8 protein-coding genes and 4 pseudogenes are annotated in these 9,160 nt (G+C 67.9%); 4 read left to right on the plus strand and 8 right to left on the minus strand.

Features of this window, described 5'->3' with window-relative positions; all coding sequences use genetic code 11:
- Positions 1–126: pseudogene (locus ACWDA7_RS47035) on the minus strand (sigma factor); the annotation flags it as partial.
- A 29-nt stretch (positions 127–155) separates the two neighbouring features.
- On the opposite strand from ACWDA7_RS47035, the pseudogene ACWDA7_RS47040 reads away from it, so the two are divergent.
- Positions 156–340 (plus strand): annotated as a pseudogene (locus ACWDA7_RS47040) (IS630 family transposase); the annotation flags it as partial.
- A gap of 730 nt (positions 341–1,070) precedes the next feature.
- Here ACWDA7_RS47040 and ACWDA7_RS47045 read toward each other — a convergent pair.
- From ACWDA7_RS47045 to ACWDA7_RS47055, 3 genes are all read right to left on the minus strand, one after another.
- On the minus strand, positions 1,071–1,730 hold the full coding sequence (locus ACWDA7_RS47045; RefSeq protein ID WP_450613609.1) for a hypothetical protein: 660 nt from the start codon (positions 1,728–1,730) through the stop codon (positions 1,071–1,073).
- A gap of 196 nt (positions 1,731–1,926) precedes the next feature.
- Positions 1,927–2,223: a hypothetical protein gene (locus tag ACWDA7_RS47050; protein WP_450613611.1), complete on the minus strand. Its 297-nt coding sequence runs from the start codon at positions 2,221–2,223 to the stop codon at positions 1,927–1,929.
- A 5-nt stretch (positions 2,224–2,228) separates the two neighbouring features.
- A complete protein-coding gene (locus ACWDA7_RS47055; RefSeq protein WP_450613613.1) occupies positions 2,229–3,065 on the minus strand; it encodes a TrmB family transcriptional regulator in 837 nt (278 codons plus the stop codon).
- A 334-nt stretch (positions 3,066–3,399) separates the two neighbouring features.
- On the opposite strand from ACWDA7_RS47055, the gene ACWDA7_RS47060 reads away from it, so the two are divergent.
- The 3 genes from ACWDA7_RS47060 (at position 3,400) to ACWDA7_RS47070 (ending at position 7,229) form a co-directional block, all read left to right on the plus strand.
- A complete protein-coding gene (locus tag ACWDA7_RS47060; protein ID WP_450613615.1) occupies positions 3,400–5,331 on the plus strand; it encodes a putative Ig domain-containing protein in 1,932 nt (643 codons plus the stop codon).
- A gap of 106 nt (positions 5,332–5,437) precedes the next feature.
- Complete coding sequence (locus tag ACWDA7_RS47065) at positions 5,438–5,878, plus strand: hypothetical protein (RefSeq protein ID WP_450613617.1); 441 nt, start codon at positions 5,438–5,440, stop codon at positions 5,876–5,878.
- A gap of 1,228 nt (positions 5,879–7,106) precedes the next feature.
- The gene (locus tag ACWDA7_RS47070; RefSeq protein WP_450613619.1) at positions 7,107–7,229 is read left to right on the plus strand and encodes a hypothetical protein; all 123 of its coding nucleotides are present in this window, start codon (positions 7,107–7,109) and stop codon (positions 7,227–7,229) included.
- A gap of 100 nt (positions 7,230–7,329) precedes the next feature.
- On the opposite strand, the gene ACWDA7_RS47075 is transcribed toward ACWDA7_RS47070, so the two are convergent.
- From ACWDA7_RS47075 to ACWDA7_RS47090, 4 genes and pseudogenes are all read right to left on the minus strand, one after another.
- Positions 7,330–7,575 carry a type II toxin-antitoxin system RelE family toxin gene (locus tag ACWDA7_RS47075; RefSeq protein ID WP_450613621.1) on the minus strand — a complete coding sequence of 82 codons (246 nt, stop codon included), beginning with the start codon at positions 7,573–7,575 and terminating at the stop codon, positions 7,330–7,332.
- A complete protein-coding gene (locus tag ACWDA7_RS47080; RefSeq protein WP_329511585.1) occupies positions 7,572–7,832 on the minus strand; it encodes a type II toxin-antitoxin system Phd/YefM family antitoxin in 261 nt (86 codons plus the stop codon). Before ACWDA7_RS47080 ends, ACWDA7_RS47075 begins: the two co-directional genes overlap by 4 nt.
- Positions 7,833–8,056: 224 nt before the next feature.
- Positions 8,057–8,547 (minus strand): annotated as a pseudogene (locus ACWDA7_RS47085) (aldo/keto reductase).
- A 51-nt stretch (positions 8,548–8,598) separates the two neighbouring features.
- Positions 8,599–8,970: pseudogene (locus ACWDA7_RS47090) on the minus strand (transposase); the annotation flags it as partial.
- Positions 8,971–9,160: the final 190 nt, after the last annotated feature.

The raw sequence follows: 9,160 nt of genomic DNA on the forward strand, positions 1-9,160 counted from the left end.
CGCAGGAACGTCTCCTGCAGGGCGTCCTCGGCCGCGCTCGCGGAGCCGAGGACGCGGTAGGCGATGGCCTCCAGGCGGGGCCTGGAGGCCATCGAACCGGTCGACGTCGTTCACGGTCAGGGGCATGGGCCCTGATCCTAGTGCCGCGGCAGGCCAAACGATGGCTGACCGCGCACCCCGCTTCCATGTGCACTTCACCCCTACCAGCTCCTCCTGGCTCAACCAGGTCGAGCGATGGTTCGCGCTGCTGACCGGTAAACAGATACGGCGAGGCGTCCACAAGAATGTCCAGGCCCTGGAACGCGACGTCCGTGCCTGGGTCAAAACCTGGAACGAAGACCGATGCAGGCGCCGTCAGCGCGTCGGCCGCCGCCCTTCTGGCCGCCGTCGCTCGCGCCCTCCTGCCCTGGTACGCCGCCCCGACCCGCCGCCCGCTGCGGCGGCTCCGCGCTATGCGGTACCCCAGGACACAGCCGACGGCTTGCCGGTCACCCCGACGGAGGCGGGCGAAGCTCTGCTCCCTGACCTGGCCGAACTGTTCGCCGCCCTGGCCGCCCCGACCCCGTCCGGGACCGCCGCTCTCACGCCCCCGGCCGTACCGTGGGAGGTCCAGTACACGGGTCGGTTCCGGCATTACGGTAGGCCCGCCCCCGATGTGTGGACGGCCGACACTGTCCACTGTCCTGGGTGCGCGAGTGCGGATGGCCCATGGACCGTGGTCGGCGACTGGCGCCTGATCACGCTGGGCTGCCCCTGCGGGCTGGTGACCAACGAGCACGGCCTTACCTTCTCCGAGGTATGGCTCCGCCTGCCGGACTTGTAAGCAAGCGGCGCCATCAACCTGCCCGGGCGGACCAAGGCGCTTCATGTAATCGATCGAACGCTCGCTGACCGGTTGAAGCACTCAGTCACGGCACAGGCGCCGGTGGCTCACTGGAAAACGCGTCACTCCTTCACGGGACTTCCCTTCCGCACAGGCCGCGTCTCAGCAGGTCAGCGAGTTTCGTCGGTGGGCCGGACCACTGCCACCACGACCAGCCCGCTGCTGCGGCAGTGCGCTGTCCGGCCAACTACTCGGCCTGATCGGACTGCGGCTCGTCCTGGGCCTGTGAGGCCGTCTGCTCGGCCGCGTTGGGGGCGGTGTAGTAGACGGAGCTGCCCTGCTTGGCGCGCTGAGCCTGATTCTTGGCCACCAGGTTTTCGAGGGTGGTGCGTACGACGGTGGTCTTGATGCCGCGCTTGGGGTGGGCCGTGTCGAGTGCGGTGGCGACTTCTGCCGCCGAGCGCGGGTCGCTCTGTTCGGTGAGGTGGCTGCGGATGAGTTCGATGAGCGTGGGCTGGTCCGCCTTCGCGGCTGCGGAGTTACCCGCGGGCTTCTTGCCGGCCGTCGTCTTCTTGGCGACCGTGCGGTCCTGGGCATCGGCGGCCTTCTCCGCCCGCGTCCGCTTGCCAGCGCCGGGTTCACCAGCGGACTTCTTGTTGCGGGGAGCCAGCACGGTGGAGCTGTCCGGGGCGGCCACAGGCTGCACCGACGTGGGCGAAACGCCGAGTACCTGCTGGACGTTGACCAGCACGGAGTGGTCGTGCTGCAGGCCTGCCAGCTGCTCCTGCAGTGCTGCGATGTCCGCGCTGATGCGTTCCTGCTCCTTGGCGTTGCGTTCGAGGTCGCTCATCACCTGGGCGGCGTACTGCGATGTCAGCTCGGTGGTGGCCGTTGTGCTCTCCGACATGGTGTTTACCTTTCTCGGTGTTCCTGGCTGGGTGTGCCAGGTCTTTGGCGTAGGCGTAGAGCGCCACGCGCGTGTGCTTGGGCTGGTGCCTGAGGTCAGCGACGGTCACTGCTGCAAATAGCCCTCCCACTGAGATAGTACGTGTGGGGGAAGTGTGTTGTTTCTCTGGAGTGATGTCTTGTGCTCGAGCTGAGCTTCAGGGTCGGCGCATGTGGTGCAGTCTGGGGTGTACTGCAGAGCGGATTGGAGTGCATTCGTGGGGGAGTTGCCATAGGACTTCGTCGGTGTCCCGGTGGTGGTGCCAGGCGGTCAGGATGCGGATGGTCGCCAGCCGGTCGAGAAGCGCTGCGGTCTGATGGGGGGAGTGGCCGCACAGCCGGGCGAGGACGTCCATGTCGGCTTGGTGCTGGACCTCGGGGGAGGTGTGTGCGGCCAGCACGAGGGCGGTCAGTCGCACCGCGGGTGGTGCGGTGTGCGGCAGGAGCAAGGGCACTGGCCTCAGCGTCCAGTGGGCGGCGCGGCGGCGTGCGCTTTGTGCGTCGGCTCGGCGCGGTCCCAAACGCTCTGGAAAGCCAGTTGCAAGCAGTTGGCGAGCGCCGGGTGTTCGATGTAGAGCGCGGTGGTGGCGTCGGTGCCGGCAATCGGGTCCGGCATGTCACAGAGCACGAGCGAAGCGTCGGCAATGATCAGCTTGAGCGGCAGCTCGGCGATGAACCGCGCCTCTTCCCCGGCTTCGCTGAAACACCGTACGTGCTCCAGCACTTCGGCGTTGTTGAGCGCGTCATGGGTGTAGATGGCCCGGGCCCGGCCACCTGCCCTGCGCAGTCGGCGCACCGTCGCGATCCCCTCGGGGTTGGCGACCGGGGCAAGGAAGGGCCGTTGGGAGAAGCTCAGCAGTTCGCGGCCGGCCTGTTCCTGGATGTCGGCGAATCGTTCGGCGATGGCCTTGGGATCGCGCAGCACCTCGATGTAGTCGAGCGGGTCGGTCTTGGTGCGCCCGTCCGACCAGACGGGCAGCAGGACGGTGACTAGTGCCGAAGACACTTGCTCGAGCCGTTCGAGGGATTCGCGTTGCAGCGCCATGAGCCGGGCGGTGGCAAGCTCGGGTGCGACCGCGGAGAACGTGGCCACCCGGCCCGGGCGGACGGTGGCGAGCCGACGCCGCACCAGGGTGTCCAATACGTCGTACACGCGCTGACGGGGCACATCCGCCTCACGCGCCACCTCGGCGGCGGTGTACGACTCGCGCCTGACCAGCGCGAGGTAGACCCGTGCCTCGTAGCGTGCCAGGCCCAGTGCTGTGAGGTCACTGACCGATCCGTCGTCCACGTCCATGGCATCACACGTTATAGCCGATCCGCTCCGTCCTCCTGGTCGATGGACGGACGACATCAACTCTGTCTGGATCCATCGCGGTTGGGACTCTGCCGTATTGCTCACCGAGGGTAAAGGCTTTGCCATTGACTGATAGTCAGCTGGAGTGGGAATTCAGTAGCATCGCGGGGGCCACCACTGACCGGGGTGGCAGCTCACACCGAAGATCGTGCGCCACTTGAAGCCCCCGGCAGCAGTTGACCCGTGTTCTGTCGAAGCATGCTGTTTTGTCATGGCTGCGACATAGAGGGGACTCCTCGCCGTAGGGCACCAACTCCCCAGGAAGGGCAGTCTCTTGCGATCGCAGAACCCGGACCACGCGAGACCCGACACGCTCCGGCGGTTCACCCGCCGCGGGGCCGCCGCGCTGACGTCGGCCGCAGCCCTGATAGCGGGCGGCATGCTGGCCGTCGCACCCCAGGCGGTGGCCGCGCCGGCCGCATCACAGGCGTCGAGCGGCTCCGTCGCCAACCCCTACAGCCCCGCGTACCACCACCCGTACCGGCACGGCGCACTGCCGACCCTCCAGCAGCATGCCAAGATGAAGGCATGGGCGGCCTCCCAGAAGTCTGCGAGCGTCGCGACCGGGCCGCAGACACTGTCCTACGGCGGCGGCGTCGACGGTATCGGCGTCCAGAGCGGCCACTCGAAGGTCTACCTGGTCTTCTACGGCACCCAGTGGGGTACGCAGAGCACCAACGGCAGCGGGGACCTGACCTTCTCCGGCGACTCGGCGGGCGCCGCGCCCGTCGCCCAGGAGATGTTCAAGGACATCGGCACCGGTAACGAGCGCTGGTCGGCCGACTTGACCCAGTGGTGCGACGGTCCGAACGTGACGACCGGCGCGACCAGTTGCCCGGCGAACGCCAACTTCGTCCCCTACCAGAGCGGCGGCGTGCTGGCCGGCACCTGGTACGACAACTCGGGGGCGTCACCCAGTGCCGCCACCGGGCACCAGCTCGGCGCCGAGGCCGTGAAGGCGGCCAGTCACTTCGGCAACACCACGGCCGCGTCGAACCGCGACGCGTACTACGTGATCCTATCGCCCCACGGCACCAACCCGGACAACTACCAGGGACAGTACTGCGCGTGGCACGACTGGAACGGTGACACCACGCTGACCGGCGGTGCGGTCTCCTCCACCGTCGGCGACGTCGCATTCAGCAACCAGCCCTACAACATCGACTCGGGCTCGGGCTGCGGCGTCGGGTTCGTCAACTCTCCCGGCACCCTCGACGGCTGGACCATGACGCTCGGCCACGAGTGGCACGAGATGATGTCGGACCAGAACCCGGCCGGCGGCTGGACCAACCACACCGGCAGCTCATACGACGGCCAGGAGAACTCTGACGAATGCGCCTGGATCGCTCCGGGCCAGACGGGCGGAGCGGCCAACGTCACGATGGGCACCGGCACCTTCGCCGAGCAGGCCAGCTGGTCCAACGACACCAACGCGTGCGCCATTTCGCACGCCATCGTCGGCGGCACCACGGGCAACACGGTCACCGTGAACAACCCCGGCAACCAGAGCGGCACCGTGGGCACCGCCGTGTCCCTGCAGATGACGGGCTCCGACTCCGACACGAGCCAGACCCTCACCTACACGGCGACCGGACTGCCGGCGGGGCTCAGCATCTCCTCCAGCGGCAAGATCACCGGCACCCCGACCACGGCCGGCACCTCCTCCGTCACGGTCACCGCCAAGGACAGCACGAACGCCTCCGGCAGCACCTCGTTCACCTGGACCATCAGCACCACCGGCGGCGGCTGCTCCAGCCCAGGCCAGAAGCTCGGCAACCCCGGCTTCGAGACCGGCACCGCCGCGCCCTGGACGGCCAGCACCGGCGTGATCGACAACTCCGCCGGCGAGCCCGCCCACTCAGGTAGCTGGAAGGCCTGGATGGACGGCTACGGCAGCGCCCACACCGACACCCTGTCCCAGTCGGTGACCATCCCGGCCGGATGCAGCGCCACCTTCTCCTTCTACCTGCACATCGACACCGCCGAGACCACCACGACCACCGCCTACGACAAGCTGACCGTCCAGGTCGGCTCCACCACCCTGGCCACCTACTCCAACCTGAACGCGGCGAGTGGCTATGCACTCAAGTCCTTCAACCTGTCCAGCTACGCCGGTCAGACGGTGACCCTGAAGTTCACCGGCACCGAGGACTCCAGCCTCCAGACCAGCTTCGTGGTCGACGACACCGCCCTCAACGCCTCCTGACCCCAAGGACTTCCTGGGCACAGCACGACATGTTCCGCCCCGGCAGGGAACCACGGCCGGGGCGGAACCGTCTCATCGGCACAAACTGCCTGGGAAGGTCTCGCTCATGGCGCTTACGCGCACCCACTGTGCACTCCGCTTCGCCGCATGCGTGGCTCTCGCCGCCACCTCGGCCTGCGGCGCCGGCGCCGCGCAGCCTGTCGCGCCGCCCACGCCAACGCCCACGCACCTCCGGCTGGACGAGCGAGCGAACCACACCACCGTCTCCGCCACGGTGGGCACCTCGGTGGTGATCACACTGCACAACACATATTGGTCCAACCTCACCAGCAGAACACCGGATGTCCTGGCCGCCGCCGACACCTCGCGGGTCACACCAGCCCACACCTGTGCTCCAGGCGCAGGCTGCGGCACCGTCGAACTCACCCTGCGCGCCGTCCGGCCCGGCTCAGCAGACATCACAGCCCGCCGCATCAGTTGCGGCGAGGCCCGGCGCTGCGTCGGCGATGAGGGCCGATACAGCGTGACCGTGAAGGTCCGTGGATAAGCAATGTGGTTCAGTTGAAGGCTCCCTCCCTGAATGGGGGATTGTCCGCCCTCCAGGGCTGAGCGGGGATTTACGGCTCAGTAGTCCAGGCCGCTGCGCTGGCCGCCGTGGAGGCGGGAAAATGTGGGCGCACTCCGTCCGGGACGCCGGCGTATCTGTGATGCCTGTGAGCTCGAGGTTCAGTATGGCGTCGGGGACCGCTTGCAGGGACCGTCAATTGTTGCGGCAGCACGCGGACCAGACTCTTCAGCCCTGTGGTTCCTCCGGACGGTGCGTGCCTGGCAGACACCGCCTGGGAGGGGCTCCATGGACGTGTTGCACCAGCGCTGTGCCGCGCTGGACATCGGTAAGAAGGACCTCAAGGCGTGCGTCCGCGCATTGCGTAGCGTTGCCTGCTGGGCGTGCTGAAATGTTGGTCCAGGTAGTGCACGAGCTCGGTGAGCGGACCGGTCTGCTGCGCCGGAACCCCAGGCTCGGCAAGCAGGTTGAAGGTCAGGGTCACCCGGTACCCGGACCAGGTTGGGGTGACCTCGTGTCGGCAGTCGGCGTAGAAGGCGACGAGGGTCAGTTCCGTCTTCGAGGCGCGGTGGGTGCTGCGCTGCCGGCATGCTCGATGACCAGTTCTCCGCCGGTGTGCGTCGAGGGAAGGGAGAGCACCAGGGTGCCCACTATGGCGTCGTCCTTCTCCGAATCCTGATGGGGGAGGAAGAACTGGCCCTTGCCGTGCACCAGCAGCGCGTGCGGCTCGGCCCGCAGGCGGGCCGTCGTCGGGAGCTCGAGCTCGTCGCGGAAATGCTCCAGCGCGCTACTCAGCAGCGCCGACCAGGAAGGGCCTGCCAGGGTGATCTGATCCGGCGCGATCTGCCAGGTGTCGCGGACGCTGGTGTCGCTCAGTGTTTCCAGCCCCGGCCGAACAACGCCGGGCGCGCCACCGCGATCAGCTTCTTCGCCTGCGGCGCGCGCAGTGAAGACTCACCGGCCCGACACCGGCCACCTCGAGTCCGAGCATGTGTGCGGGTGCCTTGAGCTGGGCGTTGAAGGCCCCCACCTGCTTCGACCCGCCGAGCAGTTCGGCCAGCCGTTGCCTCGCACTCCCCGCCACGTGTGCTCTCCCAGCCTCATCCGGTGCGCCACCCTCAGCCCGATCCTTCGGCTCGCAGAGACCGCAGACGGCCGGGCCGCAGGGTCCGCGCCAGGTGAGCTCCCGGCTCCAGGGTGCGGTCAGGATTTGATCACCGCGGATGCTTCCGGCCGCCTGACCGCGTTGTTCGACAACGAACACAAGCACGGCGCCGAGCTCACCCGCAGTGTCCTGCTGCGCGCACGCATGACCCCGTCCCGAAACCGCTGAACACCACCCTGGGCGCTTCTTCCGTCTGGTCCCGGCCCGGGACATGTCGGGGAACACGGACGGGGCGGCCTCGTGCAGAGGCCGCCCCCATCCGTCGTACTCAGCGCAGACGTCCGAGATGAATCACGCTGACGCGGACCTGCTGGTCGCTGATCGCGTACATCACGCGGTAGCGGCCGACGTGGATGCGCAGCACGTCGGCAGTGCCGAACGCGCCCTCGGGGCGCGGGTCGTCGGCGAGGCGGTCGACGGCGGTGAACACTTGTCGCACGCCCTGAGGGTCGTCCTTGGCGAACCGCTCCGCCTGAGCGAGGGCCTCGGGCTCCCAGATGACTTCGTAGCTCACGCCTCATCTCCGCCGAATACGCGGCGGTACGCCTCGGCGTGCGGGACTCCAGCGTTCTCGCCCTGCGCCTGGCGCGCGCGGTAGGCGGCCAGGGCCCGCATCTCCTGTAGTTCGAGGGCGTCGGCGGGGCTGACCAGTATGGCGATGGTCTGGCCGTGGTCGGTGATGGCGACCGGTTCACGGGTGGCGCTGACCTCGCGCGCGATGGCGCCCAGCCGGGCGCGGGCTTCCACGATTGAGTAGGTCGTCTCCGTCATGAACACCACCTTACACAAGTGTGCACATCGGCAGCACGCCAACTCCTTCGCGGTGAGCTGGTCACTTCTCGGCTGTGCGTAATCAGACCAAGATTGTCGTGTCTTTCATATCCGCGAAGACCGTTGCTCTCGGGCCCGATCGACGGCGGCGTGATGGCGGCGATCCGCTCTGGTGAGCTGAGCCCGGCCCCCGAGCCGGCAGGGCCGTCAGGCCGGGACGGGGGTCAGGGCACGATGTAGCCGGCGGCGCGGAACAGTTCGTACCATTCTGCGCGGGTCAGTGGCACGTCCGATCCGAGGGCGGCGTCCGCGACACGCTGCGGTGTGGTGGTACCGATGACAACCTGCATCCGGGCGGGATGCCGGGTGATCCAGGCCGTCGCGATCGCCAGGGACGGCACACCGTACTTCGCCGCCAGGCGGTCGATGACGGCGTTGAGCTCGGGTGGCGCGCCGAGCCGAGGAACGGGCCGTCGAAGAAGCCGGCCTGGAACGGTGACCAGGCCTGCACGGTGATGTCGTGCAACCGGCAGTAGTCCAGGAGCCCGTCGTCACGGCTGACCGACTGCTCCATGCCCTGCATATTGGCCGCGACGCCTTGCGCGACGAGCGGGGCGTGCGTGATCGACAGCTGGAGCTGGTTCACCACCAGCGGCTGACTGACGTGGCGGCGCAGCAGGTCGATCTGCCGGGGGGTGTGGTTCGAGATACCCAAGGCCCGTACCTTGCCTGCCGTGGCTACTCAGATTTTCGGTTCGGGGTGACGTCATGGCGGAGCCGGGATCAGGCCGGTCTCGGCGATGAATCTGTCGAGCAGGCTGGGCTGGTACTGCATCCGTTTCAGGCGGGTGCGGGCCAGTGCGGCGAGCTCGTCGAGGCTGCACGGGGTGAGGTTGCCCAGGCTGTTCTTCAGATGTGCCCACACGCCTTCGGCCGGGTTGAGGTCGGGCGTGTAGGCGGGGAAGCGGAAGACGGTCAGCCACTGCCGGGCCTCGATCAGCTCACGCATCGCGGCGTCGACGTGATGGGTGTAGTTGTCCCACACCAGCACGACGGGCCCGCCAAACTGCTGGTGAGCTGCATCCAGCAACGCGGCGAACTCCTTCTCCCGGAACCCTTTCCGCTCGCCCTCGCGGCCGACCGCCTGGCGTGCGTTGCGGAGGATCTCCGCGGCGGAATTGGTGTGCTGGCGTGGGGACCGAGGGGGAAGCCCTCATCGATCCCCGCTTTACAGTGTGGACGGCAGGTCTTGCTCGACCCAGACGAGCTTGCCGCTCGTTGCGGGGCGGAAGCCCCACCTGCTGGACAACTGGGCAATCAGGAACAGT

This window comes from Streptomyces sp. NPDC001156 (assembly GCF_053598275.1).

What these genes read in the sequence shown, in the direction of transcription:
- ACWDA7_RS47045 (WP_450613609.1), bottom strand. Translation starts at nt 1,730, where the DNA reads ATGTCGGAGAGCACAACGGCCACCACCGAGCTGACATCGCAGTACGCC.
- ACWDA7_RS47055 (WP_450613613.1), bottom strand. Translation starts at nt 3,065, where the DNA reads ATGGACGTGGACGACGGATCGGTCAGTGACCTCACAGCACTGGGCCTG.
- ACWDA7_RS47065 (WP_450613617.1), top strand. Translation starts at nt 5,438, where the DNA reads ATGGCGCTTACGCGCACCCACTGTGCACTCCGCTTCGCCGCATGCGTG.
- ACWDA7_RS47080 (WP_329511585.1), bottom strand. Translation starts at nt 7,832, where the DNA reads ATGACGGAGACGACCTACTCAATCGTGGAAGCCCGCGCCCGGCTGGGC.